The organism is Streptomyces sp. B93, assembly GCF_018070565.1.
In the GTDB taxonomy this organism is placed as follows: domain Bacteria; phylum Actinomycetota; class Actinomycetes; order Streptomycetales; family Streptomycetaceae; genus Streptomyces.
This window is the reverse complement of sequence record NZ_JAGPXL010000046.1, coordinates 16,545-41,335: the sequence shown is the minus strand read 5'-3', so window position 1 is coordinate 41,335 and position 24,791 is coordinate 16,545. Positions and strand designations below refer to the sequence as shown.

Below are 24,791 nucleotides of genomic sequence, written 5' to 3'. Positions count from 1 at the left end.
CCATGAGTACCAACGTCCTGCGTACCGCCGACGGCTGGTGGGTCGTGGACGGGGACAACGCCGTTCCCGTCGACACCAAGGCCGTCACCACCGCCGGGCTACTTGCCGACCGGGCCGCCGTCGACGAGGCCGCGGCCTCCCGCGCGGCCGGAACACCCGTCGCCGACCTGACACCCCTGTCCCCGGTCACCGTGCCCTGCCGGGTGGTCGCGCAGATGGTCAATTACCACAGCCACGCCCGTGACTCGGGCTTCACCGGGGACATCCCGCCCACCTTCTTCCGCAAGGCTTCCGGCTCCGTGAGCGGGCCGTACGACGACATCGTCCGCCCGGGACACGTCAAGCTCCTCGACTACGAGGTGGAACTGGGCCTGGTGATGGGCGCGCCGCTGCCCGTCGGCACCGTCGTCGAGGAACGCGACCTGCCGTCGTACGTAGCCGGGCTGGTGATCACCAACGACGTCAGCGCCCGTGACATACAGCTGCCGAAGACGCAGTTCTACGAGAGCAAGTCCTACCCCACCTTCACACCGACCGGGCCGTACCTCACCCTGCTGGAGGCGGACGAGTTCGCCCATCTGCTGGACCTGCGGCTGAGGTTGTCGGTGAACGACGAGCTGCGTCAGGACCGCACCCTCGCCGACATGATCGTCCGCCCGGCACGCGCGCTGACCCTGCTGGCCCGCTTCCAGACCCTGGACCCCGGCGACCTGCTGCTGACCGGTACCCCCGGTGGCACCGCGCTCAAGGCCCCGCCCAAGCTGGTCGAGAAGATCGGCGCGCTGCTGCCGCCCGCGGTGAAGTGGAAGGCGTTCTTCAAGAGCCAGGCGAAGAACCCCCACTACCTGCGGCCCGGCGACGTGGTGACCACGAGCATCGCCACCCCGGACGGCCGCATCGACCTGGGCGGCCAGCGCACGCCCGTGGCCGACGAGCACTGACATCCGAAGCGAGCCGCACATGACCGCCCAGCACGACTCGACACACGTACCCGTACTGATCGTGGGAGCCGGACCGGTGGGCGTGACCGCCGCCCTCCTCCTGGCCCGCCGCGGGGTGCGGACCGTCATTCTCGAACGCCATCACGACGTCTACCCGCTGCCCCGCGCCGTCGCCACCGACGACGAGGTACGCCGCATCCTCCAGGCCGCGGGCGTGCAGGAGGAGTTCGCCGCGATCGCCCGCCCCGCCCGCGGGCTGCGGCTGCTCGACGCCCGGCACCGGGTGATGGCCGAGTTTCCCCGCACCGCACAGGGAGCCCACGGCTTCCCGCAGACCAGTATGTTCGACCAGCCCGAACTGGAGCGCATCCTGCGCCGGGCCCTGGCCCGCGCCCCCGAGTGCGACCTGCGCGGCGGGGTGGAAGTGGTGGCCGTCGAACAGACCGACGACGGTCCCGTCCGCGTCACCTACCGGGACGACACCGGTGAACACCTGGTGCGCGCGGACGCCGTCCTCGGTTGCGACGGCGCCAACAGCCTCACCCGTGACGCCATCGGCGCCGTGTGGGAGGACCTGCGCTTCAAGGAGCAATGGACGGTCGTCGACGTGCGCACCAGCCTGCCCGTCCGCTGCTGGGAAGGCGTCGACCAGATCTGCGACCCACGACAGCCCGCGACGTTCATGCGGGTCGGCGACGACCGCTACCGGTGGGAGTTCCGGCTGGAGAACGGCCCGGAACCGGACGACGAACGGCTGCGGGAACTGATCGCCCCCTGGGTGGACCGCACCCGCCCGGCAGACTTCGAAGTGCTCAGACAGGCCCGGTACACCTTCCGGGCACGCGTCGCCGACCGCTGGCGCCTCGGCCGGGTCTTCCTGCTAGGCGACGCCGCCCACCTCACCCCGCCTTTCATCGGACAGGGGCTCTGCGCCGGGCTGCGCGACGCCTACAACCTCACCTGGAAACTCGCCCGTGTACTCCAACAAGGCGCCGACGAACGTCTGTTGGACACCTACGAAAGCGAACGCAAGCCGCACGCCCGGCACGTCATACGCCTCGCCGTCGCGATGGGCTGGGCCATGACCGGCGGCCAGGACAGTGCCGCCGCCATCCGACGAGGGGTCCTCAGTACCGTCCTGCGCACCCCCGGGCTGGGCCCGGCGGCCGCCCGCGACTTCAGCCCCGCCCTCGCCGCCGGACCTCTAGTCCACCGCCGCACCCACGGCGCCGGGCGCAGACTCGTCGGCCGCCACTGCCCACAGCCATGGGTGACCGCCCACGGACACCGCACCCGCCTCGACGACCTGCTCGGCAGTTCCTTCGCCATCGTGACGGTCCCACCCCCCTCCCCCACGCTGCAAGCCATCGCCAACGCCCTCGGCGCCCGCACCCTTCACACCACCGGCCTCGGCGACGACGGCCGACTCATCACGTGGCTCCGCGAGGGACGAGCCGATGCCGTGATACTGCGCCCGGACCGCGTGGTCATGGACGTCATCCCGTCCGGCGGACGCGACTTCACGGCAACCGCCGCCTGGGCTCCCCTGCTGCACTCCGCACGAACCCCCCTCCCCTCCCGACGAACCACCCCCGCAAGCCCGCTGAGGAGTCCCGCCCCATGAAGACGCCCGACCCCTTCTTCCTGCTTGATCCGGAGGCCGTGGCCGCCAGCCGCATCGCGGACTTCGCCCGTCACATCGGGGTGGACGGCACCGACTACTCCGCACTGCACCGCTGGTCGGTCACCGACCTGGAGGGCTTCTGGGGTGCGGTGTGGGAGTACTTCGACGTCGAGGCGCACAGCCCGTACGAGCGCGTCCTGGCCACGGAGACCATGCCGGGCGCCCGCTGGTTCACCGGTGCCACCCTCAACTACGCCCACCACGCTCTGCGCCACCTCACCGAAGACGGCGTGGCCGTCCTCTCCCTCGACGAGACCGGGGCCGCGGGCGAGGTGACCGGGGGCGAGCTGCGCTCCCAGGTCGCCTCGGTCGCCGCGACACTGCGTGAGCTGGGCGTCGGGCAGGGGGACCGGGTCGTGGGCTACCTGCCCAACACCCCGCACGCGATCGTCTCCTTCCTGGCCGCCGCGAGTCTGGGCGCCGTGTGGTCGGTGTGCGGGCAGGACTACGCGCCCCAGGCCGCGGCCGACCGGTTCGCCCAGCTCGCTCCCACGGTCCTGATCGCTGCCGACGGCTACCTCTTCAACGGCGCCCGTCACGACCGCCGCGAGGCCACCCTCCAACTGGCCGCGTCACTGCCGACGTTGAAGGCGGCGCTCCTGGTGGACCATCTGGGCCTGCCCGGCCCGACGACGGCCTACCCGTCCCTCGTGGTGCCGTGGGAGGACGCCGCCACCCGCACCGAAGAACTCACCTGCGTGCCGGTGCCGTTCGACCACCCACTGTGGGTCGTGTTCTCCTCCGGCACCACCGGCCTGCCCAAGGGCATCGTCCACGGCCACGGCGGCGTCCTGCTCGAGCACCTCAAGACCCTCGGCCTGCACTCCGACCTCGGCCCCGGCGACCGCCTGTTGTGGTACACGACCACCCACTGGATGATGTGGAACCTGGTCGTCTCCACTCTGCTGACCGGTGCCACGACCTGCACGTACGACGGCAGCCCGGCACCCTTCGCCAAGCTCGACGTGCTGTGGGAGCTGGCCGCGCGTCACCGCGTCACGGTCTTCGGCACCAGTCCCCAGTACCTGCTGGGGATGGCGAAGTTCGGCATCGACCCCTCCGGGCACGACCTGTCGTCCGTCCGTGTGGTGGGCTGCACCGGTTCCGCCCTGCCCGCCTCGGCCTACCCCTGGGTCCGCGACCACGTCGGCGACCATACTCTGCTCGCGTCCATCAGCGGCGGCACCGACGTGGTGTCCGGATTCGCCGGCAGCGCGCCCAGCACCCCGGTGTGGGCGGGCGAGCTGTCCGCGCCCCACCTGGGAGTGGCGCTGGCGGCCTACGACGCCGAAGGCTCGCCGGTCGTCGACCAGGTGGGCGAACTCGTCGTCACCCGGCCCATGCCGTCGATGCCGCTGTACTTCTGGAACGACCCCGACGGCACCCGCTACGCCGAGGCCTACTTCGCGTCGTACCCCGGCGTGTGGCGGCACGGCGACTGGATCACGCTCACCTCTCATGGCTCGGTGATCGTCCACGGCCGCTCCGACAGCACGCTGAACCGCAACGGCGTCCGCCTGGGCAGCGCCGACATCCACCAAGCCGTCGAGCGCCTCCCTGAGATCACCGAAGCCCTCGTCATCGGAGCGGAGGAACCCGACGGCGGCTACTGGATGCCCCTGTTCGTGGTCCCTGCCGCGGGCGTCAGCCTGGACGACGACCTCCGCGAGAGGATCAAGGAGGCGATCCGTACCGGAGCGTCCCCCCGCCACGTCCCCGACGAGATCCTGGAAGTCCCGGCCATCCCGCACACCCGCACGGGCAAGAAGCTGGAAGTCCCCGTCAAGCGCCTCCTCCAGGGCGCACCGGCCGAGCAGGTCGTCAGCGCCGCCGCGGTCGACGACCCCGACCTCATCGGCTACTACACCCGTCTGGGCGCTGAACGCCGCAACCGGCCGAAGGGCTGACTCCAGCAAGTCCTGATGAAATCGTCAGTCACACCTCTTGACTGAACTCTGAATCAGAATCGATGATTTCATCAACAAATAGCGAGTCCGCCTCCGGAACGGGAAGCCGGGGCGCCATCTCGCTGAGCCGCATCAGTCCTGCCCGTGAGCGGGCTCTGGAGGCCCAGCCATGGGAGCGGGCCTCGGCAGCACACACCACGCACCTGGTACGAGCCGCGGTGCGATGAACCATATGCGGGCCGGCCGAAGTGCCCGCCTGCGACCCGGGTGTCCTCCACGTCTCACGGCATGCCCGGGTCCCCCTGTAATGAGGAGTGGAAGTGGCGCGTTCAAACAGAGGGATCAGTCGTCGGAGCTTCACGGGTGCGGTGGGCTCCGGGGCGGCGGTCGCCGCCGTGGGTGTCGGGGTGTCGGTGTCGGGCGCACAGCCGGCACAGTCGGTGGAGGCATCGGGCGAGCCGGAGGAGCGGGCCTTCAAGGCGGCCACCCACCGGACGTCCAAGCGGCCGAACATCCTGTTCATCCTGGCGGATGACCTGGGCTACGCCGATCTGTCGTGCTTCGGCGCGCGTCACATCAGTACGCCGAACCTGGACCGGCTCGCCGCGCAGGGTCTGCGTTTCACCGACGGGTACGCCGGATCGTCGAGTTGTTCACCGACTCGGCTGAGCCTGTACACCGGCCGCTACCCGGGACGGATCAGGGCGGGCCTGGAAGAGCCCATCGAGGACACGGACAGGACGGGGCTGGATCCCACGCATCCCACACTGGCCTCGCTGCTGCGGGACGCCGGGTACACCACCGCCATGATCGGCAAGTGGCACTGCGGTGTTCTGCCCGACTACGCGCCCACGAAGTCGGGCTGGCAGGAGTTCTTCGGCAACTTCGGCGGGTCCCTGGAGTACTACTCCAAGCTCACCACGAACGGCTCCTACGACCTCTACGAGGGCGAGACGACCGTCAAGGACCTGCGCTACTACACGAACATCCTGGCCGAACGGGCCAGCGACTTCGTCCGGCGCAAGCATGACAGGCCCTGGCTGCTCAACCTCAACTTCACCGCGGCGCACTGGCCGTTCATCGCCGAGGGCGACCGGGAAGAGGCGGCCCGTCTGGAGAAGCTCGTGCGTGAGCTTCCCCCCAGCAAGGCCAGGCTGGCGCTGGCCCACCTCGACGGAGGATCGCTGGACACCTATCGCAAGATGATCGAGGGCATGGACCGAGCGATCGGTCAGATCCTGAAGGCGCTGGACCGTTCCGGCCAGGCCAGGGACACCATGGTCCTCTTCTCCAGCGACAACGGCGGCGAGCGCTTCGCCTACAGCTGGCCCTTCGCGGGAATCAAGGGCACCTTGCAGGAAGGGGGTATCCGGGTGCCGAACATCCTGCGCTGGCCGGCCCGTATCAACAGCCACCAGGTCAGCCGGGTTCCCGTGTTCACGCCCGACTGGACGGCGACCCTGCTGGAGGTGGCAGGCGCACGCCCGGCCCCGGACACTCCGCTCGACGGCGCGAGCCTCGCCGGCTACCTCCTGCGCGGCGAAGCCGCTCCGCAGCGGGATCTGTTCTGGCGCAAGGGCAGCGAACGCGCGCTGCGCCGCGGCAAGTGGAAGTACCACCGCTCCGACGCCCCGAAGATCCCACCCAACAAGGGCAAGGACGTCCTGTTCGACCTGGCGGCGGACCCCAGCGAGTGCGCCGACAAGTCGGCTCAGGAACCCGCCCTGTTGAACGACCTCAAGGCGGCCTGGGAGAAGATCGACGCCACCCTGCTGCCCTACCCGGACCCGGCCCTCTAGGAGCGCGGACGCCTGCGGGACGGTGGAATGCTCAACCGTCCTCCTCCGCCGGGTCATGGCTCCCACGGCCGGGCGGAGGAGGGCCCGGCCGACGGCGTGGGCGGTTCAGACGGTGCTGGGCAGCGGGCGCCGGGCGACCTCGTTGGCCTCCTCGGGCGGCAGGCCCAGCATCCGCAGCGCCATATCGGCCATGTCGACGGCGGCGGCATCCCCGTCGATGTCGGGGCGCGAGAACCGCAGTTCCACCAGGGCCAGCAGGGTGCCGCCCAGCGCCAGCACCGCGACGCCGGGATCAACGGGGGCGAAGCGGCCCGACGAGATGCCGCGCATCACGTCACGCAGGGCACGCGGAGCCAGCCCCAAGTCGGAGTGCAGGTGTCCGAGTCCGCGGCGGCGCAGGACCTGCATGAGTTCGGGGTGCGAGCAGGTCATCCGGGCGCTGAGCTGGAAGCCCGCCGCGACCAGCTCGGCCGGGTCCTCCACCCCGTGCAACCGGTCGTCGATGGCCCGGCCGAACTCCTCCAGCGCGTCCGCCACTGCCGCGTCGAAGAGTTCCGATTTCGACTCGAAGTGGTTGTAGAACGACCCGAAGCCGACGTCCGCCCGTTCCGCGATCGCCTGGATGCTCACACCCGTGTCGCCCGTGTCGGCGAGGATCTCCCGGGCCGCACGCACGAGCGCCCGCCTGGTCGCGGCACGACGCCGCTCGAAGCGGTTGCTGGGTAAGGCTGCACTCGGCATGCAGGGAGCCTATCAACCAGGCTGATCCCGAAGGCTGTCTTCATCGTCGGGGCGGACCATGGGGAGGGCGGGCAGTCCGCCTGGCGTCGGCAGTAGCCCGAGAGAGGAACAGTACGTGACCGCAGAACCCATGTCGCCGCTGGTGGATGCCATCGACGTGCATGCCCACTTCATCACTCCCCGGCTGCGGGCCGCGATGCACGCCGCCGGACACGGCCGACCCGACGGCATGCCCGCCATTCCCGACTGGACCCCCGAGTCCGCCCTGAAGGCGATGGACCACACCGGTATCGCCGCCGCCCTGCTGTCGGTCTCCTCGCCCGGCGTCCACTTCGGAGACGACGCGGCCGCACGTGAACTGGCCCGCGCGGTCAACGAAGAAGGCGCCGCACACGTGGGCGCCCATCCGCGTCGCTTCGGACTCCTCGCCTCGCTTCCCCTGCCCGACCTGCCCGGCGCCCTGGACGAACTGCGTCACGCGTACGACGTCCTGGGCGCCGACGGCATCACCCTCCACACCCACTACGACGGCCGGTACCTCGGGGACCCCTGCTACGAACCGCTGATGGCCGAGCTGGACCGACGGGCCGCGGCCGTCCTGCTGCACCCGGTGTCCCCACCGTGCTGGGAGGCGACCAGCATGGGCCTCCCCCGGCCCATGCTGGAGTTCCCCTTCGAGACGACCCGGGCGGTCACGGGCCTGATCCTCAACGGTGTTCTCGACCGGTATCCCGGCATCCGCTTCATCGTCCCGCACGCGGGAGCGGCGTTGCCCGCGCTCGCCGACCGGATCGCCGTGTTCTCGCTCGTCGTCCGTGACGGACCCGTGGATGTGCTGGGCCATTTGCGACGGCTCCACTACGACCTGGCCGGCTTCGCACTGCCCCGGCTCCTGCCCGCTCTGCTGACCTTCACCGACACGGACCAGCTGCTCTACGGCAGTGACTACCCGTTCACGCCGGACTGGGTCGTCCACGGCCTGGCGGAAGCCCTCGCCCGTGACGAGACGCTCACAGCCGAACAGCAACAGGCGATGCAGCGCCGGTCCGCCGCAGCCCTCTTCCCCCGCCTGGCGTCCACCGACTGACCACGGAGATCCTTTGCGGAACAGTTCTGAGCGCTACTCCTATCGTCGACGAGCCGCAACTTCTGGATGGTGATACACAAGAAATGTGAAAGGGCAGGACAGGGAAGTTGCCCGATTTCGCGGTCGCGGAGATCAGTAGTAGTGGCGGACGAAGATGTCCGACTTGTTGTTGGTGTCGTCGGGGACGATGTCGTCGGCCGTGGAGTGGAAGACGACGTCGCGGCCGCCGCTGCTGACCGCGTCGGTTCCGGCTGTGGCGGGTTGCGTCGAGACGGTCTCGTCGGTGCCTGTGTGCAGGTCGCGCAGTGTGAGGGAGGGGGCGTCCGGGTCGTGGGGGGCGTACAGGAGGTAGCGGCCGGTGGGGTCGATGGCGACGCCGCGCACGTTCGGTACGAGTTGGGCGGTGCCCGCCGTCAGGTCGTGGACGTAGGTGTCGGTGCCCGAGAGGTAGACGACCTTGCGGCCGTCGTCGCTGAGTTGGACGAGGGTCGCCGCCATGGAGGGGCCTTCGAGCGGGCCGGAGGCGGTGGCGGTGGTGCGGTCCCACACGTAGACGTCCTTCGCCTGGGCGTCCTGGTAGGCGACGTAGCGGGCGTCGCCGCTGATGGACGGCCTGGACGAGGCGGTGTGGCCGAAGGTGGCGATCAGTTCCTTGGCGCCGGTGTTCGAGTCCTGGACCTCGACGCGCTGGCCGGGTGAGGGGCTGTTGAAGTAGACGACGTGGGCGGTGTAGCGGCCGTCCCCGTTCATCGAGGGCTGGTTGCAGCTGTAGGCCAGGCAGTTGACGGCGGCCGTCGCTCCCGTGGCCACCTGGTACAGGCGGACGCGGACGTTGGTGATCCACTGCACCGGATAGGCGAGGTACGCGCCGTCGCCGCTGATCACCGGGGGCTGAAGCGGGGTCAGGTTCCCCAGCTGTCTGGTCCGCGCCGTCCGCTGGTCGCGGACGAACACCCTGTCGCCTGCCGTCGGGGGGTCGGAGGTGAGGTTCTGGGCCGACGACGCGAAGACGATGTGGCGGCCGTCGGGAGTGATCGAGGCGCCGGTGGAGTGGTCGTCTGCCTGGGTGCCGTCGGGCGCGACGCTGATCCTCTCCACACCGGCTCCCGCGTCGCCCGCGACGCCCTCGACGGCCGTGGTCTCGGCCGCCGCTCCGTTCGGTAATACGGTGACCACGCAGGCCGCGACCGCCGCGCTCAGGGCGGTCCGGGCGCGTCTCATGGTGCTCCGGTTCGAGTTCTTCCTCATCTTCCCCCCAGACAGGGCACGGTTCCCCCTCCGGCTCCCCACCGGAGGACCACAAGCATGCAATCGTGAGCGTGCCGTGGGGTCAACGTTGCTCACAGGACGTATCCCATGACCGCTTCAACGTTGCCGGTTTCGTGGGGGCGGGGCGTCGTGCGGCTGGTCAGAGGGAGTGGGGCGGCCACGGTGGCGGTCGCGGTGGGCGTTTCCGTGGTGGTGCACCTGATGATCGGTGCTCTGGCCGTCGGCGGCGCGCTGTTGATCGTCCTGGGGTGGGAGACGGTCGTCCAGCCCGTCCTCGGGCTCCTGCTGATCTGTCTGGCCGCGGCGCTGCGGCCCCCTCGCGGCAAGGTGAGCCAGGAGCAGCCGGTTCTGGGGCGAGAGGACGCTCCCCGGTTGTTCGCGCTTCTGGACGAGATCGCCGAGTCCCTGGGCACCCGGGGCTTCGATGCCGTGCGGGTGAGTCATGACTTCTCCATCAGCGCGGTGCCCTTCGGTCTTCGTGGGAGGCGGCTCGATATCGGCCTCGCCCTGTGGGAGTCGCTCACGCCGCAGCAGCGCATCGCCTGTGTGGCCCACGAGTTGGGGCACTTCGCCGTCGGCGATGTGCGGCACAACCTGATGGTCCGCACCGTTCTGCCGCTCGTGCACGGTGGCGTCGCTCCGTCGGCCGACGAGGCCGGGATGCTGCGGGAGCAGGCGATGGCCGCCTCTCCGCGGAGCCGGCTCGCGGAGGACATGGCCCAGGCCACCGGCCGCTTCCGCGTGGACAGCGCGCTCTCCCGATGGGGCCTGTGGATCGTCTCCTGGCCGCAGAGGCAGCTCGCCCGGCTGGTTCACCGTCTTGCCGCGTCCCTGGCCGAGGAGACCGAACTGCGCTCCGACGCCCTCGCCGCCCGTGTCGCGTCCACGGAGGCGGTCGTACAGGCGCTGGAGTGCCGTGGCCTGTCGGGAGTGGTGACCGCCGAGTTGCGGCGGCTGGCGGTCGAGGCCGGGACGTTCGGCCGGGCCGGTGCGGCTGAGGGGTTGTGGCAGAAGGTGGCCGCCCACGCCGCGGGCGTCTCCGGCGACATGGCTCACCCCCACCACGGCGTGGGGATGCGCGTCCGGGTGTTGAGGGAGGCGGAGGTGCGTCCCGCCATGGTGGCGCCCGACGATGTGGCCGTCGGGGCGGTGGAGCGGGAGTTGGAGCCCGCCAAAAAGGCCGTCGCGGAGCGGTTCATCAGGGACGGGGTCGGAGTGGGAGTGGGCGTGGGGCGTTGAACCGTGGCACATTCCGGTGTCGTGATGGGTGACCGCGTCGGCTGCTCGGGCCGGGGGCGGCAGAACCGGCGTATGGCTTCCTTCTGCGGTACTTGATGGCGTCGAGCCGTGGCGTGAGATCGACAGGGCGGACAACAAGGCGCAGATGCTCCTGGCCGGGGCCGGGGCCGGGGCTGGAATCGGTGCCGGTGCGCTCGCGGGTGGTCTGTTGGCCGGGTCGTGGTCCCCGCGGTCCCTGGACGCCTCGGCGCAGTGGCTGTGGTGGCTGGGTTTCGGTGCCGGGGGCGCGAGGGTGGGGATGCTGCCGCGTGCCGTGTGACCGCGGCGGTCCCGATTCGCGGCGGTGAAGTACCGGGCCGTCGCGTCGGCGATGTGGCTGTTGTGTGCGGCGGTGGTCGCCTGTGCCGCTGCGGTTGCGTGCGATGCCTGGGTGGTGTGACGGCGCCTGGTGTCAGTAGTGGTCGTCGTCCATCGCGGTCGAGTCGGTGTCGATGCGGCCCAGTCCGAGCAGTGCTCGCTGGTCCTCGGGCGTCAGGCTGACCATGAGGGTGCCCTGCGGCCACCGGCCGCCCACCGCGTAGGGGGCCGTCCGGCCCGGGCCCGCCCCGGTGCCGGGGCCCATGCCGGAACCGGAAGCAGAAAACGTGTGCTCTTGCATGAGTTCCCCCCTCACCCGGAACGGCGCCCTGCCCTCGTACGGTCGCGCCGGTCTCCGGTGCGCGGAACGTAGCGCATGAATGATCTGGTTGGGGCAGGAGTCGGACAGATCGCACAAAGGGACGATTACACGCCGCTTCCACCGGATGAGGAGTGTCCGATTTAGGCGTAACGTGAGTGCCGCGGTTCAGCGCTTCCCCATCATCCGGCCACCTCGGCGAGGCACGCGGAAGGATTAGCAATGGGCACGGTCACGACCTCCGACGGTACGACCATCTTCTACAAGGACTGGGGTCCGCGCGACGGACAGCCGATCGTCTTCCACCACGGCTGGCCGCTCAGCGCCGACGACTGGGACAACCAGATGTTGTTCTTCCTCTCCGAGGGCTATCGGGTGATCGCCCATGACCGGCGGGGCCACGGGCGCTCCAGCCAGACCCCGACCGGCCACGAGATGGACACCTACGCCGCGGACGTGGCGGCACTGACCGACGAGCTGGACCTGCGAGGGGCCGTCCACATCGGGCACTCGACCGGCGGTGGTGAGGTGGCGCACTACGTCGCGCGCGCCAAGCCGGGCCGGGTCGCGAAGGCGGTGCTGGTCGGCGCGGTCCCGCCGGTCATGGTGAAGTCGGAGAGCAACCCGGGCGGTACGCCGATCGAGGTCTTCGACCAGTTCCGCGCGGCCCTCGCCGCCAACCGCGCGCAGTTCTACATCGAGGTGCCCTCGGGCCCGTTCTACGGGTTCAACCGGCCCGGCGCGGAGGTCTCCCAGGGCCTGATCGACAACTGGTGGCGGCAGGGGATGATGGGCGCGGCGAACGCCCACTACGAGTGCATCAAGGCGTTCTCGGAGACCGACTTCACCGAGGACCTCAAGAAGATCGAGGTCCCGGTCCTCGTCGCGCACGGCACCGACGACCAGGTCGTCCCCTACGAGGACTCGGCACCGCTGACGGTCAAGCTCCTCAAGAACGGCACGCTGAAGTCGTACGAGGGCTACCCCCACGGCATGCTGGCCACGCACCCGGACGTCCTCAACCGCGACATCCTGGAGTTCATCAGGTCCTAGCCCCGTCAGTCCCGCTCGATCGTGGCGTGCAGGCGCCGCGTGTGGTCCACGTGGTGCGCGGCTCCGGTCAGCGTGACCCTCGCCGTCAGGCGCGTATCCGCGCTGGAGGCGGCCAACCGCAGCTCCAGTTCGCCCGGTTCGACGACGCGTCGGCCGTCGCGGCCGGTGAAGGAGGCGACGTCGGCCGGGACCGTGGCCCGGAGGCGGCGGGCCTCACCGGGTTCCAGGTCCACCCGGGTGTAGCCGACGAGGCGCTGCACCGGCTGGACGACGGAGGCGACGGGGTCGTGCAGGTAGAGCTGGACGACCTCGGTACCGGGCCGTTCGCCGGTGTTGCGGACGGTGAGCGCGAGGGTGAACTCGCCGTCCGTCGGCGTCTCGTGTACGTCCACGGTCAGGTCGGTCCAGTCGAACCGCGTGTAGGACAGGCCGTGGCCGAAGGCGAACGCCGGGGTCGGGTCGATGTTGGACACCGCGCTGGCGTGCGCGAGGCGGGCGCCGAGGTAGGTGGTCGGCTGGGAACCCGGCAGGCGCGGCACGCTCACGGGGAGACGTCCCGAGGGGTTGACCCGGCCGCTGAGCACCCCGGCGATCGCGTGGGTGCCCTCCTCGCCGGGGAAGAAGGACTGCACGATCGCGGCGGACGCGTCCACGGCCCGGCCGACGGCGTACGGCCGTCCCGCGAGCAGCACGGTGACCACGGGCGTCCCGGTTTCGAGCAGGGCGTCGAGCAGGTGCTGCTGCGCGCCGGGCAGGACCAGCGCCTCGGCGTCGCATCCCTCGCCGCTGGTGCCCCGCCCGAAGAGCCCGGCGCGGTCGCCGAGCGCCACCACGGCGATGTCGGCCCGGCGGGCCGCGCGGGCGGCCTCGCGGATGCCGGAGACGTCCCCGTCGTCGATGCCGGTGCCGCGGGCGACGGTGATCTCGGCGTCGGGGAACTCGGCGGCGAGGGTGTCGCGCAGGGTGGGCAGTTCGATGCCGAGCGGGGTTCCGGGGTGGCGGACGCCGATGTGCTGGGGGAAGGAGTAGCAGCCCAGCACCGCGGTGGGCTCGGCCGCGTTGGGGCCGATCAGGGCGATGCGGCGGGGCCGGGTGAGGGGCAGGGTGCCGTCGTTGGAGAGCAGGACGACCGCCTTCTCGGCGATCTCCCGGGCCAGTTGGCGGTTCTCGGGCCTGTCCAGGTCGACCTTTCCGCGCAGAGCGGCCGGGTCGTCGAGGTCCGCGCCGTCGAGTGCGGCCGGTACGGCGTTCCAGTCGGGGTCGAGCAGGCCGAGCGCCGCCTTCTGGAGGAGGACGTGGCGCAGGGCGCGGTCGATGAGCCTCTCCGGTACACGGCCCTGGGTCACGGCCCGCACGAGGGGGTCGCCGAAGGTCTTGACGCTGGGCAGTTCGACGTCGACGCCCGCCGCGAGGGCGGTGCCCGCGGCGTCGGCCCAGTCGGCGGCGATGCCGTGCAGGGTCTTCAGGAAGGCGATGCCGAAGTAGTCGGCGACGACGGTGCCGTCGAAGCCCCAGGTGTCGCGGAGGAGTCCGGTCAGCAGTTGCCCGTCGGCGGCGGCGGGAATGCCGTCGGTGTCGGTGTAGGCGTGCATCACCGAGTGGGCGCCGCCCTCGCGGACGGCCATCTCGAACGGCGGCAGCAGGACGTCCGCGCGTTCGCGGGCGCCCATGGAGGCGGGCGCGAGGTTGCGTCCGGCGCGGGAGGCGGAGTAGCCGACGAAGTGCTTGAGGGTGGCGACGACCCCGGCGGACTGGAGGCCCCGCACGTAGGCGGTGCCGATGGTGCCGACGAGGTAGGGGTCCTCGCCGATGGTCTCCTCCACCCGGCCCCAGCGGGCGTCGCGTACGACATCGAGGACGGGCGCGAGGCCCTGGTGGACGCCGACGGAGCGCATGTCGCGTCCGATGGCGGCGGCCATGCGGCGCACCGTCTCCGGGTCGAAGGTGGCGCCCCAGGACAGCGGGACGGGGTAGGCGGTGGCGCCCCAGGCGGCGAACCCGGCCAGGCATTCGTCGTGGGCGACTGCGGGGATGCCGAAGCGGTTCGCCGAGGCGATACGCGCCTGGGTGCGCGCCAGGGAGAGCGCGCCCACGGCAGGGTCGACGGGGACGGTGCCGAAGGGGCGGGTCAGCTGTCCCAGCCCGTTGGGCAGCAGGGCCTCGAGGTCGACGGCCTCCTCCATGTCGTGCTGGTGCGGGGCCACTTCGCCGCCCTCGTCGGAGGCGCCCGCCCACACTCCGTACAGCTGGGCGGTCTTCTCCTGGAGGGTCATCGCGTCGATCAGGGCGTCGACCCTGGTGGTGACGGGAAGGGCGGGGTCGTTCCAGAGGGGGATTTCGGGGGTGGGCTCTACGGCCACGTTGGCGGTCACTTTCCTCCCTCACCCGGCGGTCCCGGGATGGCGGTCACCGGCTGAATCCGGCGGTCAGTCCGCTGAGCAGCTGACGGCGGCCGAACGCGTACAGGACCAGGATGGGCATGGTGGTGAGGACGACGGCGGCGAGAACGGCGGGGACGTTGACGCCGTACTGGCCCTGGAAGCTCCACAGGGCGAGCGGCAGGGTGCGGCGCTCGGGGCTCTGGGTGAGGACCAGTGGCAGCAGGAAGCCGTTCCAGATGGTCAGCGCGTTGAAGATGATCACGGTGAGGAGGGCCGGCCGGGTCAGCGGTGCGGCCAGCCGCCACAGCGTGGTCCATTCGGTGGCGCCGTCGACCCGCATCGAGTCGAACAGTTCCTTGGGTACGTCGCGGATGAAGTTGGCGAGGATCAGCACGGACAGCGGGATGGCGAACGCGATCGACGGGAGGATCAGCGCCAGCAGGCTGTCGTACAGGTGCAGTCTGATGATGATCAGGTCGAGCGGGATCACCGTCGCCTGGAGCGGGATGGCCAGGCCCATCAGGAACAGCCAGTTCATCCGGCGCAGTATCCGCATGCGCCAGCCGCGCACGATGGCGTAGGCGGCCATGAAGGAGAACACGACCGCCGGTACCACGGCGCCGGCGGTGACCACGACGCTGTTGACGAAGTAGCGGACGAAGTCCGACTCGATGACCAGCTGGTAGTTGTCCAGGGTGGGGTCGCTCGGCGGCACCAGCGGGTTGCTCGCGTAGTAGCGGCTCTGCTCCTTGAGGCTGGTGATGAGGGTCCAGTAGAGGGGTACGGCGACGATGACGAGCCAGAGCCATCCCGCGAGGCCACCGGCCCAGTTGCGGCGGCGGGACGCCGGACGGGACGGGTCCCGGCGCTCGCGGTGCGTGGTCTTCTGCGGTCGTCGCGGCTCGGTCAGCGTGGTGGTCACCTCAGGCCCCCTCGAGTTGGCTGTCACCGGCGTCCCGGCCGCCGAGTCGGCGCAGCAGCAGGGCGAGGGCGAGACCCACCAGGACGAGGATGACGGCGATGGCGCTGGCCGGGCCCATCAGGTTGGCCTGGAAGCCGCGCTTGTACATGTCCAGCGCGAGGACCCGGGTGGCGTCCCCGGGGCCGCCCTCGGTCAGGACGAAGATGAGGTCGAAGAAGGTCAGCGACCCGACGACCATCAGGGTGGAGGAGGTGATGATGGTGTACTTCAGCTGCGGCAGCGTGATGCTGAAGAACTGCCGGACGCGCCCGGCGCCGTCCAGCTGCGCCGCCTCGTAGAGGGACTTGGGGATCTGCTGGACGCCGCCCTGGTAGATCAGCGCGTGGAACGGGATGAACTGCCAGGAGACGACGAAGATGACGACGCCGAAGGCGAGCCAGGGCCGCCCGAGCCAGTCCTGGCTGAGCGCCCCGATCTTCAGTCCGGCGCCGAGCCCGAAGTTGGGGTCAAGCAGGGCCTTGTACGCGATCGCGATCGCCGCGGAGCTGAGCAGCAGCGGGACGAAGTAGATCACGCCCAGGACCGCGCGGTAGCGCTGGCGGCCGGCGAGGAACGTGCCGAGGAGGATGCTCGCCGGTGTCTGTACGGCCCAGGACACGGCCATCACCAGGAAGGTGACCCACAGGGCGTGCGGCAGCCCGGGATCGGTGAGCACCGCACGCCAGCTGGTCAGCCCGGAGGCGTGGATGCTGCCGATCCCGTCCCACGTGGTGAAGCTGAGGACGAAGACACCGACGAGCGGGATGACGGCGAAGCCGATGAAGACGACCAGCGCCGGCGCTGCCAGCCAGGGCAGGATGCTGCGTGGCTCGCGGCGCGGCGGATGGCTGGTGAGTGCGCTCATGTGCCGATGACCGCGTTGAGGTTGGAGGCGAACTGCTGTGGTGATATGGACAGTTGGAACAGCTTGGCGATGTTGTCCAGCAGTGTCTCGGCGGCCGTCGGGCTGAGCGCCTGGTCCCAGGACTGCTGAAACGTCTTGGCGTTGCTGGCGATGTCGTAGGTGAGCTGGAGGAAGTCGGCGCTGTCGGAGGCGGCGAGCAGCTTCTCCGTGCCGAGGCGGACGGGAACCGACCCGTTGCCGATCCACTTCTTCACTTCCTCGTCCTGGAGGACGCCGTTGGCGAAGAAGTCCTTGGCGATCTCCTTCTCCTCGGCGCTGGCCTTCGAGGAGATGGACAGGTACTGGGCGGGGTTGCCGACGCCGTTGCCCGGGTCGCCCTTGCCGCCGTCGACGGGCGGGAAGTTCATGAAGCCCAGCTTGCCGCTGGGGACGAAGTCGCCGCCGTCGGCCTTCTGGATGCCGTACGACCAGGCGCCGTGCAGCATCATGGCGGCCCTGCCGGTGTACAGCAGTGCCTGGTCGGCGTTGGTGTCCGCGGCGATCGAGGAGAAGCCCTTGACGAAGCCGTCGGCCTTGACGAGGTCCTGCACCCGGGTCAGGGCGGTGAGGGCGTCCGGGTGGGACCAGGCGTCCTTCTCGCCTTCGATGACGGCCTGGAACACTTCGGGGCCGCCGATGCGGTCGAAGAGGAACTCCAGCCACATCATGTTGGTCCACCGTGACTGCCCGCCGAGGGAGAACGGCGCGATGCCCTCGTCGTTGAACTTGGGCACCAATGCCATGATGTCGTCCCAGGACTCCGGTGGCTGCACGCCGACGCGGTCGAAGACCTCCTGGTTGTAGAAGAGGACGATCGGCTGCACGTTCTCGCACGGCATCGCGTAGATCTTGCCGTCGACGGTCGCCGCGCCGAACGAGGCGGGCAGCAGCCGGTCCTTGACCTCGGAGTTCTCGTCGAACCACGAGGTGAGGTCCTCGACCTGGTCCGCCTCCACGTAGGAGCGCAGCGTCCCGCCGCCCCAGCCCCAGATGATGGTGGGTGCCTGACCGGCGCCGAGGGCGGTCTTGATCTTCGTCTTGTAGGCGTCGTTCTGGAAAGTGGTGTCCTTGATCTGCGTGTCGGGGTTGGCCTTGTTGAACGCGTCCACCGCGCCGGCCCTGACGCCTTCCTGCGGCTGTCCGCTGAGGTACCAGTACGTGGCTCCGCCGCCGCCCTGGCTGGGACCGGACGAGCCGCAGGCCGACAGCGCCGCGGAGACGGGCAGGGCGGCGGCGATGCCGAGGAGGGTACGCCGGGACAGGGATTTCTCCATGTTTGTTCTCCGCACTCGAGAGCCTCGGGCTACTCGTGAGTAGTGGTGAAAACGTTTCGAAATGTTTCGAGAATGGGCCCGGTCGGGCTCACGCATGGAGCAGTGCGTGAAAGTTAGGTTTCGGCCTGATGTGCTGTCAAGGCATGTGCGCACCCCTCGTCACCCGGCGATCACCTGCGTAGTCTCGGCCGAGCACGGGTATCGAGAGGTCTGAGCCGTGAATCGAAAGCTTTCGGGTGTTGAGTCACCGGGCCGAAAGACACTCACCGCACCGGTGGACGTACTGCTGGGAGGAACCGATGCGACCGAACGCCAGGCGCACCACCTTGGCGGACATCGCCCAGGCGGCCGGGGTCTCCGTCGCGACCGTGTCCAAGGTGGTCAACGGCCGCGGTGAAGTGGCCCCGCACACCCGCGCCCGGGTGCAGGAACTGCTGCACCGGCACGACTACCTCGCGCCCGTGCTCCGCCACACGGAGACGACGGGGAGCCCGACGATCGAGGTGCAGTTCAAGGGCGGCCTCAGGTCGTACGTGGCCGAGGCACTGGAGGGCATCATGGACGCCGCGGCTCAGGCCGGGGCCTCGGTGGTGATCAGCAAGACAGCCCACGCCCCGCACTGGGCGCGGGACCTCGTCTCCGCCGGGCGGCGTGCCGTCATCGCGGTCACCAGCGTGTACACCGCGGCGCATCTGAGGGAACTGGCCCGGGCCGGGCTGCCGTTGGTCGTACTGGACCCGCTGCACCTGCCGGACAGCCGGGTCACCAGCGTCGGGGCGACCAACTTCGCCGGCGGCCTGGCGGCGACCCAGCACCTGCTCTCCCTCGGCCACCGCCGCGTCGCCTACCTCGGCGGGCCGGCCATGGCCGTGTGCAACCAGGCCCGCATGCACGGCTACCGCGCCGCCATGGAGGCCGCGGGAGCGCCGGTACCGGACGGCTGCGTCCGGCCCGGGGAGTTCACGTACGAGTCCGGCGTGCTCGGTGCCGGGGCGCTGCTGGACATGGCCGAGCCGCCGACGGCGGTCTTCGCGGGCAATGACGAGATCGCCCTCGGTGTCATCGAGACGGCCCGCGCCCGGGGCCTGCGCATCCCCGAGGACCTGAGCGTGGTCGGCTTCGACGACACGCATCTCGCCCAGGTGGCCTCGCCACCCCTGACCACGGTGCGCCAGCCACTGCGGGAGATGGGCGGTGCCGCCCTGCGCACCGCCCTGCGACTGGCCAACGGTGAGAAGACCGAGTCCCACCACATCGAACTCGCCACCGAACTCGTCGTACGCGCCTCGACGGCACCGCCGGGCTCAGCCGGGGGCCCGCGGCAGCCCCGGTGACTCGGCGATCTCCTGTGCGGCCGCCTCGATGACCGACAGCACGGCCGCCGACGCCGCCGCGGGATCACCGGCCGCCACCGCGTCCACGATGGCGCGGTGGGCGGGCAGCGAGGCCTCCACGGCGCCGGGTGTCTGGGTGCTGACGTGGAAGCTGTGTTCCAGCGCGATGTCGACCGCGCGCCCCAGGGAGCCGAGCAGGCGGTTGCCGCTCGCGTCCAGCAGCGCGCGGTGGAAGGCGATGTCGGCCTCGACATAGCCGACGCGCCCGGGTCGCGCCGCCGCGGCCTCCATGGCGGCCAGGGCGTCGGACAGGGCGCGTACGTCATCGGGCCGGGCCCGTTCGGCGGCGAGCCGGGCGGCCTCCGGCTCGACGATCCGGCGCAGTTCACCCGTGTCGCGCAGCAACGCCGCCGGGTCTCCGGCCTGTTGCCAGCGCAGCACGTCGCGGTCCAGGTGGTTCCAGTGCTCCGGCGCCAGTACGCGCGTACCCGTCCGCGGGCGTACCTCCAGCATCCCCTTGGCGACCAGGGCCTTGACCGCCTCGCGCAGCGCGCCGCGGCTGACGCCGATCTCGGTGGCGAGCGCGTCCTCGACCGGCAGCGCCCGCCCCGGCGCCCAGGCGCCGCCGACGATCCGCCGCCCCAGTTCGTCGACCACGCGCTGGTGCATGGTCCGGAAACCCACCACGATCTTCGTTCGCCCCCTGGACGCCATTCATCGAATCATTTAATGATTGATTTACGGTACGGCATCACGCATGGTCGGCACACGAGCCGTAGGAGCAAGCCGGATGACGGACGCGAGGACGACAGGCCGCCGCAGCCAGGCGTGGTTCGGCGCGGAGGGCCGCGGCGGGATGCTGTACCGCTCGTGGATGCGCAACCAGGGCTTCGGCCACGAGGTGTTCGACGGGCGTCCCGTCATCGGCATCGCGACCAGCGCCTCCGAACTCGCCCCGTGCAACGCCCACCTGACCCGCGTCGCCGAAGCGGTCAAGCGTGGTGTGTGGCAGGCGGGCGGCTTCCCGCTCCAGTTCCCGACCATGGCCACCGGCGAGACGCTGATGCGCCCCACCGCCATGCTCTACCGCAACCTCATGGCCATGGAGGTCGAGGAACTGATCCGGGCCAACCCGCTCGACGGGGTGGTCCTGCTCTCCGGCTGCGACAAGACCACGCCCGCCATGCTCATGGGCGCCGCCAGCGTCGACCTGCCCGCCGTCATGGTCACCGGCGGGCCGATGCTCAACGGCAAGTACCGCGGCCAGGACGTCGGTTCCGGCACCCATGTGTGGAAGTTCGAGGAGGACCTCAAGACCGGGCGGATGACAGCCGAGGAGTGCTTCTTCGCCGAAGGCTGCATGGCCCGTTCCCACGGCCACTGCATGACGATGGGCACCGCCTCCACCATGGCGTGCGTGGCCGAGGCGCTCGGCATGCAGCTCCCCGGCTCGGCGGCCTGGCCCGCCGTCGACGCACGGCGGATGGAGACCGCGCAGGCGGCGGGGCAGCGCGTCGTGCGGATGGTGGAGGAGGACCTGCGCCCCTCGCGCATCCTGACCCGGGAGGCCTTCGAGAACGCCATCCGGGTCAACGCGGCCATCGGCGGCTCCACCAACGCCATCATCCACCTCACCGCCCTCGCCGGACGCGTGGGCGTCGGCCTGGGCCTGGAGGACTTCGACGACCTGGCGCGCGCGGTGCCGACGCTGGTCAACCTGATGCCGAGCGGCACGTACCTGATGGAGGACTTCTGTTACGCGGGCGGGCTGCCCGCCGTCATGGCCGAACTGCTGCGGGGCGGCCTGCTGCACGGCGGGCAGATCACCGTCACCGGCCGCGGTGTCGCCGAGAACGTCGCGGACGCCGAGAACTTCGGTCCCGAGGTCATCACGGGCCTCGACGCCCCGTTCCAGCCTGCCGGGACCGGTACCGCCGTGCTGCGCGGCAACCTGTGCCCCGACGGCGCGGTGATCAAACAGTCGGCCGCCTCACCGCACCTGCTCACCCACCGGGGCCCGGCACGCGTCTTCGACTCCCCCGAGGCGTACCACGCGGTCGCCGACGATCCGGACCTCGACGTCGACGAGAACACCGTCATCGTCATCCGCAACGCCGGTCCCAAGGGCTACCCCGGCATGCCCGAGGTCTCCAACGTGCCGCTGCCCGCCAAGCTGCTCAAGGCGGGCGTGACGGACATGGTGCGGGTCTGCGACGGCCGGATGAGCGGCACCGGGTACGGGACCGTGGTGCTGCACGTGGCCCCCGAGGCGGCCGTCGGCGGCCCCCTGGCCCTGGTGCGGGACGGCGACCCGATCGTCCTCGACGTGCCGAACCGCACCCTGCGGCTGGACGTGACCGACGCCGAACTCGGGCGGCGCCGACAGGAGTGGCGGGCGCCCGAGCCGCGGTACACCAGCGGCTACACCTGGCTCTACACCGAGCACGTCGAACAGGCCGACCAGGGAGCCGACTTCGGTTTCCTGCGCGGCAGCCGCGGCCATGAAGTCCCCCGCGACTCCCACTGAGTCCCCCACTGCCCCGACCCCGGAGACCACCAGCGTGGAATCGGCAGCGTCCCGCCCCCGTCCCGCCCTCACGCCCGGTTCCGTCCTGCCGGACGACGCCGACCGGGCCGTACTCGTCGCCCGCGTCCACGACCCGGAGTGGGACGGGCCGTGTGTGGCCGCGGTGCGCGGCGAGCGGGTCGTGGACCTGACCGCGCTCGCGCCCACCGTCTCCGACCTGCTGGAACGCGACGACGCTGCCAGAGTCGTCCGGGAGGCCACCGGCGGCCGTCTCTGGCCGCTGGACGAGCTGCTGGACGCGACCGCGAACGGCCGGCGCGACACCCCTCACCTGCTCGCCCCCATCGACCTCCAGGTGATCAAGGCGGCGGGTGTCACCTTCGCCCGGAGTCTGCTGGAGCGCGTCATCGAGGAGCGCGCCGGCGGCGATCCCGCGCGGGCGGCCCGGGTGCGGGAGCGGGTCCGGCGGGCGGTGGGCGGCGCGCTCGACGGGCTGCGGCCCGGGACGCCGGAGGCCGTCGAGGTCAAGGAACTGCTGGTCGCCGAGGGACTGTGGTCGCAGTACCTGGAGGTCGGGATCGGGCCGGACCCGGAGGTGTTCACCAAGGCCCCGGTGCTGTCCGCGGTCGGCACCGGAGCCGACATCGGCGTGCTCGCCGACTCGGTGTGGAACAACCCCGAGCCCGAGGCCGTCCTCGTCGTCGACTCCCGGGGCCGGGTGCGCGGCGCCACCCTCGGCAACGACGTCAACCTCCGCGACATCGAGGGACGCAGCGCGCTGCTGCTCTCCCGCGCCAAGGACAACAACGCCTCCTGCGCGATCGGGCCGTTCGTGCGGCTGCTCGACGACGGCTTCGGCCTCGACACCGTACGGGGCCTCGACATCGGCCTGCGCGTCGACGGCGCGGACGGATACGTCCTTGAGGGCAGCAGCTCGATGCGCGAGATCAGCCGCGACGTGCTGGACCTGGTGGCCGCGACACACGGCCCGCACCACCAGTATCCGGACGGGTTCGTGCTGTTCACCGGCACCCTGTTCGCGCCCACCGAGGACCGGCACGCACCCGGCGCGGGCTTCACCCACCAGCACGGCGACGTCGTACGGATCTCCAGCCCGCCGCTCGGCGCCCTGGTCAACACCGTCGTGCCCAGCGAGGAGGCGGCGCCGTGGTCGTTCGGCGTGCGGGCCCTGATGCGCAGCCTGGCCCGCCGCGGCATGCTGTGACGCCGTGGCGCGGTCGGCCCGCCGAGCGGACCCCCGTCGCCCGACCGTTCAGGCCACGAGCAGGCGCAGGCCCAGCTCCGCCGCGTCGAGGTCGACGAGGTCGCGGTTGCGTTCGGCCCACCGGCCCGAGGCGAGGTCGTGGCGCAGCCCGTCCACCGCCCGCCGCTCGGCCTCGGGCCCGACCCTGGTCCACACCGACACGGCGCGGCGCACGTGGTCGTCCAGGTACGCCTCGGGCCGGCGCCAGTACGCCTCCAGGAAGCCGTCGGCGCAGTCCCACGGGATGAGGACCGGCTCGATGCGCGCCCCGATCGCCCGGGCCAGCCGGTCCACCGACGGACGGCCGGCCACCAGCCCGGCGACCTCGGGCAGGTAGTCGCGGGTGAGCCAGAACCGGTGCCGCCAGCCGGTGTCGCTGGCGTCGTGCGTGAACACCACCACGCGGCGGGCGACGCGCCGCATCTCGCGCAGCCCGGCGATGGGGTCCCGCCAGTGGTGGACGGTGCTGAAGGCCATCGCGGCGTCGAAGGACCGGTCCGCGAACGGAAGGCTCTCCGCGGCGGCGGCCACGCACCGGGCGGCGCCCTCGGGACGCTGCGCCCGCATCACCGCCGACGGTTCGACCGCGGTCACTTCGCGGTCGAGGGGCTCGTAGGAGCCGGTGCCCGCCCCGACGTTGAGTACCGTCCGGGCGTCCCCGAGCGCCTCCCAGACCCTCGCGGCGATGCGCGGCTCGGTGCGGCGGGTCGCCGGGTAGGCCGGCCCGATGGCGTCGTACAACTGCGGTCCGAACGCTCTCAGTCGTTCCTCCGACGTCGGCCTGATCCCCATCGCCCGCGCCTCCAGTTCCCTGTCGATGGCCGTGACCATGGCGGCGGCCCGGTCCCGCTGGTCCAGGAGCAGGCCGCGCAGCCTGCGCAGGCGGGCGACCGCGTCGGTGGCCGGGTCGTCGACCAGATCCGCGATCTCGCGCAGCCCGAAGCCCAGCCGCCGGTAGGCGAGCACGTCCCGCAGCCGCTCCACGTCGGCCGCCGAGTAGGCCCGGTATCCGGCCGCGGTCCGGGCGGACGCCCGTACGAGACCGATGGCGTCGTAGTGGTGCAGCGTGCGGACGCTGACACCGGCCAGCTCGGCGACGCGTCCCACGGTCAGGTGTTCCTCCACGTCCCCGACGATGCCGTATGACGCCGCGTGAGGGTCAAGTGCTCGGCCCGCGCGCGGGATCAGCCCTGGCGGGCCTTGAAGCGGGGGTCCTTCTTGTTGATGACGAAGGTAACGCCCCGTCGCCGGACCACCTGGGCGCCGGGCCGGGTCTTCAGCGAACGCAACGACTTGCGCACCTTCATGAGGGTCTCCTCTCGGGAGGTCGAACGGGTCGAATGGACGGCTGTCAGCCGCGTGCCGCGGTCGTAGGGCCGTAGCGCCGCTCGAAACGCTGGACGCGGCCCGCGGTGTCCACGACGCGTGACTTGCCGGTGTAGAACGGGTGGCTCGCCGACGAGATCTCGACGTCGACGACCGGGTAGGTGACGCCGTCCTCCCACTCGACCGTCTGCCGGCTGTCGAGCGTCGAGCGGGTGAGCAGCTGGAACCCCGAGGCGCGGTCGCGGAAGACGACGGGGCGGGAGACGGGGTGGATGCCGGACCTCATGGAACGTCCCTCCTCTGGAACCGTCTCACATCCGAGTCGATTGACTCAGCCATGTCAGACATCCCTCAGAACACCGTCACCCCACCGGGCATTCCCGAGCCCGTGACCGGGCCTTCCGGCTCATGGCGAGAGCGCCCA

21 protein-coding genes are annotated in these 24,791 nt (G+C 70.9%); 10 read left to right on the top strand and 11 right to left on the bottom strand.

The window, feature by feature from the left end; all coding sequences use genetic code 11:
* Positions 1–2 precede the first annotated feature (2 nt).
* The 4 genes from KBY47_RS30185 (at position 3) to KBY47_RS30170 (ending at position 6,331) form a co-directional block, all read left to right on the top strand.
* The gene (locus KBY47_RS30185) at positions 3–941 is read left to right on the top strand and encodes a fumarylacetoacetate hydrolase family protein (RefSeq protein ID WP_210926695.1); all 939 of its coding nucleotides are present in this window, start codon (positions 3–5) and stop codon (positions 939–941) included.
* 19 nt (positions 942–960) lie between these two features.
* Positions 961–2,565 (top strand): bifunctional 3-(3-hydroxy-phenyl)propionate/3-hydroxycinnamic acid hydroxylase, encoded by a 1,605-nt coding sequence (locus KBY47_RS30180; protein ID WP_210926693.1) that lies wholly within the window; start codon positions 961–963, stop codon positions 2,563–2,565.
* The gene (locus KBY47_RS30175; RefSeq protein WP_210926690.1) at positions 2,562–4,532 is read left to right on the top strand and encodes an acetoacetate--CoA ligase; all 1,971 of its coding nucleotides are present in this window, start codon (positions 2,562–2,564) and stop codon (positions 4,530–4,532) included. The genes KBY47_RS30180 and KBY47_RS30175 overlap by 4 nt, the downstream gene beginning before the upstream one ends.
* Before the next feature lie 314 nt (positions 4,533–4,846).
* Positions 4,847–6,331, top strand: coding sequence for a sulfatase (locus KBY47_RS30170; RefSeq protein WP_374103131.1), 1,485 nt, complete (start codon positions 4,847–4,849; stop codon positions 6,329–6,331).
* 105 nt (positions 6,332–6,436) lie between these two features.
* On the opposite strand, the gene KBY47_RS30165 is transcribed toward KBY47_RS30170, so the two are convergent.
* On the bottom strand, positions 6,437–7,072 hold the full coding sequence (locus KBY47_RS30165) for a TetR/AcrR family transcriptional regulator (RefSeq protein ID WP_210926688.1): 636 nt from the start codon (positions 7,070–7,072) through the stop codon (positions 6,437–6,439).
* Positions 7,073–7,187: 115 nt separating this feature from the next.
* On the opposite strand from KBY47_RS30165, the gene KBY47_RS30160 reads away from it, so the two are divergent.
* Complete coding sequence (locus KBY47_RS30160; RefSeq protein WP_308405341.1) at positions 7,188–8,159, top strand: amidohydrolase family protein; 972 nt, start codon at positions 7,188–7,190, stop codon at positions 8,157–8,159.
* A gap of 132 nt (positions 8,160–8,291) precedes the next feature.
* On the opposite strand, the gene KBY47_RS30155 is transcribed toward KBY47_RS30160, so the two are convergent.
* The gene (locus KBY47_RS30155) at positions 8,292–9,380 is read right to left on the bottom strand and encodes a hypothetical protein (RefSeq protein WP_247695454.1); all 1,089 of its coding nucleotides are present in this window, start codon (positions 9,378–9,380) and stop codon (positions 8,292–8,294) included.
* A gap of 249 nt (positions 9,381–9,629) precedes the next feature.
* On the opposite strand from KBY47_RS30155, the gene KBY47_RS30150 reads away from it, so the two are divergent.
* Positions 9,630–10,667, top strand: coding sequence for a M48 family metallopeptidase (locus KBY47_RS30150; protein ID WP_210926683.1), 1,038 nt, complete (start codon positions 9,630–9,632; stop codon positions 10,665–10,667).
* 451 nt (positions 10,668–11,118) lie between these two features.
* Here the strand turns inward: KBY47_RS30150 and KBY47_RS30145 are convergent, their stop codons facing one another.
* The gene (locus tag KBY47_RS30145) at positions 11,119–11,325 is read right to left on the bottom strand and encodes a hypothetical protein (protein ID WP_210926681.1); all 207 of its coding nucleotides are present in this window, start codon (positions 11,323–11,325) and stop codon (positions 11,119–11,121) included.
* Between the two features lie 240 nt (positions 11,326–11,565).
* Between KBY47_RS30145 and KBY47_RS30140 the strand changes: the two genes are divergently transcribed.
* The gene (locus KBY47_RS30140; protein WP_210926679.1) at positions 11,566–12,396 is read left to right on the top strand and encodes an alpha/beta fold hydrolase; all 831 of its coding nucleotides are present in this window, start codon (positions 11,566–11,568) and stop codon (positions 12,394–12,396) included.
* Between the two features lie 5 nt (positions 12,397–12,401).
* On the opposite strand, the gene KBY47_RS30135 is transcribed toward KBY47_RS30140, so the two are convergent.
* The 4 genes from KBY47_RS30135 to KBY47_RS30120 are packed head-to-tail and all read right to left on the bottom strand — an operon-like array spanning position 12,402 to position 17,916.
* Positions 12,402–14,768: a glycoside hydrolase family 3 N-terminal domain-containing protein gene (locus KBY47_RS30135; RefSeq protein ID WP_210926677.1), complete on the bottom strand. Its 2,367-nt coding sequence runs from the start codon at positions 14,766–14,768 to the stop codon at positions 12,402–12,404.
* 34 nt (positions 14,769–14,802) lie between these two features.
* Positions 14,803–15,699, bottom strand: coding sequence for a carbohydrate ABC transporter permease (locus KBY47_RS30130; RefSeq protein WP_210926674.1), 897 nt, complete (start codon positions 15,697–15,699; stop codon positions 14,803–14,805).
* 1 nt (position 15,700) lies between these two features.
* Positions 15,701–16,603: a carbohydrate ABC transporter permease gene (locus KBY47_RS30125; protein ID WP_210926671.1), complete on the bottom strand. Its 903-nt coding sequence runs from the start codon at positions 16,601–16,603 to the stop codon at positions 15,701–15,703.
* Positions 16,600–17,916 (bottom strand): extracellular solute-binding protein, encoded by a 1,317-nt coding sequence (locus tag KBY47_RS30120; RefSeq protein ID WP_210926669.1) that lies wholly within the window; start codon positions 17,914–17,916, stop codon positions 16,600–16,602. Before KBY47_RS30120 ends, KBY47_RS30125 begins: the two co-directional genes overlap by 4 nt.
* Positions 17,917–18,215: 299 nt before the next feature.
* Here KBY47_RS30120 and KBY47_RS30115 point away from each other — a divergent pair, with 299 nt between their 5' ends.
* The gene (locus KBY47_RS30115; RefSeq protein WP_210926667.1) at positions 18,216–19,250 is read left to right on the top strand and encodes a LacI family DNA-binding transcriptional regulator; all 1,035 of its coding nucleotides are present in this window, start codon (positions 18,216–18,218) and stop codon (positions 19,248–19,250) included.
* Here the strand turns inward: KBY47_RS30115 and KBY47_RS30110 are convergent.
* Positions 19,221–19,964 carry a FadR/GntR family transcriptional regulator gene (locus KBY47_RS30110; RefSeq protein ID WP_210926664.1) on the bottom strand — a complete coding sequence of 248 codons (744 nt, stop codon included), beginning with the start codon at positions 19,962–19,964 and terminating at the stop codon, positions 19,221–19,223. The two genes, KBY47_RS30115 and KBY47_RS30110, sit on opposite strands and share 30 nt — an antisense overlap.
* Before the next feature lie 76 nt (positions 19,965–20,040).
* Here KBY47_RS30110 and KBY47_RS30105 point away from each other — a divergent pair, with 76 nt between their 5' ends.
* Positions 20,041–21,777: an IlvD/Edd family dehydratase gene (locus tag KBY47_RS30105; RefSeq protein WP_210926662.1), complete on the top strand. Its 1,737-nt coding sequence runs from the start codon at positions 20,041–20,043 to the stop codon at positions 21,775–21,777.
* Between the two features lie 34 nt (positions 21,778–21,811).
* On the top strand, positions 21,812–23,002 hold the full coding sequence (locus tag KBY47_RS30100; protein WP_210926660.1) for a fumarylacetoacetate hydrolase family protein: 1,191 nt from the start codon (positions 21,812–21,814) through the stop codon (positions 23,000–23,002).
* Positions 23,003–23,050: 48 nt separating this feature from the next.
* On the opposite strand, the gene KBY47_RS30095 is transcribed toward KBY47_RS30100, so the two are convergent.
* The 3 genes from KBY47_RS30095 to KBY47_RS30085 are packed head-to-tail and all read right to left on the bottom strand — an operon-like array spanning position 23,051 to position 24,653.
* Entirely contained in the window at positions 23,051–24,166 is a 1,116-nt protein-coding gene (locus KBY47_RS30095) for a MerR family transcriptional regulator (RefSeq protein WP_210926658.1), read from the bottom strand.
* Between the two features lie 59 nt (positions 24,167–24,225).
* Positions 24,226–24,348 (bottom strand): type B 50S ribosomal protein L36, encoded by a 123-nt coding sequence (gene ykgO / locus KBY47_RS30090; RefSeq protein ID WP_210926655.1) that lies wholly within the window; start codon positions 24,346–24,348, stop codon positions 24,226–24,228.
* 44 nt (positions 24,349–24,392) lie between these two features.
* A complete protein-coding gene (locus KBY47_RS30085) occupies positions 24,393–24,653 on the bottom strand; it encodes a type B 50S ribosomal protein L31 (protein WP_210926652.1) in 261 nt (86 codons plus the stop codon).
* Positions 24,654–24,791: the final 138 nt, after the last annotated feature.

Excerpts from the sequence above, each read along its gene's own strand:
- KBY47_RS30185 (WP_210926695.1), top strand. The coding sequence starts at position 3 with ATGAGTACCAACGTCCTGCGTACCGCCGACGGCTGGTGGGTCGTGGAC.
- KBY47_RS30180 (WP_210926693.1), top strand. The coding sequence starts at position 961 with ATGACCGCCCAGCACGACTCGACACACGTACCCGTACTGATCGTGGGA.
- KBY47_RS30175 (WP_210926690.1), top strand. The coding sequence starts at position 2,562 with ATGAAGACGCCCGACCCCTTCTTCCTGCTTGATCCGGAGGCCGTGGCC.
- KBY47_RS30165 (WP_210926688.1), bottom strand. The coding sequence starts at position 7,072 with ATGCCGAGTGCAGCCTTACCCAGCAACCGCTTCGAGCGGCGTCGTGCC.
- KBY47_RS30155 (WP_247695454.1), bottom strand. The coding sequence starts at position 9,380 with ATGAGACGCGCCCGGACCGCCCTGAGCGCGGCGGTCGCGGCCTGCGTG.
- KBY47_RS30150 (WP_210926683.1), top strand. The coding sequence starts at position 9,630 with ATGATCGGTGCTCTGGCCGTCGGCGGCGCGCTGTTGATCGTCCTGGGG.
- KBY47_RS30145 (WP_210926681.1), bottom strand. The coding sequence starts at position 11,325 with ATGCAAGAGCACACGTTTTCTGCTTCCGGTTCCGGCATGGGCCCCGGC.
- KBY47_RS30140 (WP_210926679.1), top strand. The coding sequence starts at position 11,566 with ATGGGCACGGTCACGACCTCCGACGGTACGACCATCTTCTACAAGGAC.
- KBY47_RS30125 (WP_210926671.1), bottom strand. The coding sequence starts at position 16,603 with ATGAGCGCACTCACCAGCCATCCGCCGCGCCGCGAGCCACGCAGCATC.
- KBY47_RS30120 (WP_210926669.1), bottom strand. The coding sequence starts at position 17,916 with ATGGAGAAATCCCTGTCCCGGCGTACCCTCCTCGGCATCGCCGCCGCC.
- KBY47_RS30115 (WP_210926667.1), top strand. The coding sequence starts at position 18,216 with ATGCGACCGAACGCCAGGCGCACCACCTTGGCGGACATCGCCCAGGCG.
- KBY47_RS30110 (WP_210926664.1), bottom strand. The coding sequence starts at position 19,964 with ATGGCGTCCAGGGGGCGAACGAAGATCGTGGTGGGTTTCCGGACCATG.
- KBY47_RS30105 (WP_210926662.1), top strand. The coding sequence starts at position 20,041 with ATGACGGACGCGAGGACGACAGGCCGCCGCAGCCAGGCGTGGTTCGGC.
- ykgO (WP_210926655.1), bottom strand. The coding sequence starts at position 24,348 with ATGAAGGTGCGCAAGTCGTTGCGTTCGCTGAAGACCCGGCCCGGCGCC.
- KBY47_RS30085 (WP_210926652.1), bottom strand. The coding sequence starts at position 24,653 with ATGAGGTCCGGCATCCACCCCGTCTCCCGCCCCGTCGTCTTCCGCGAC.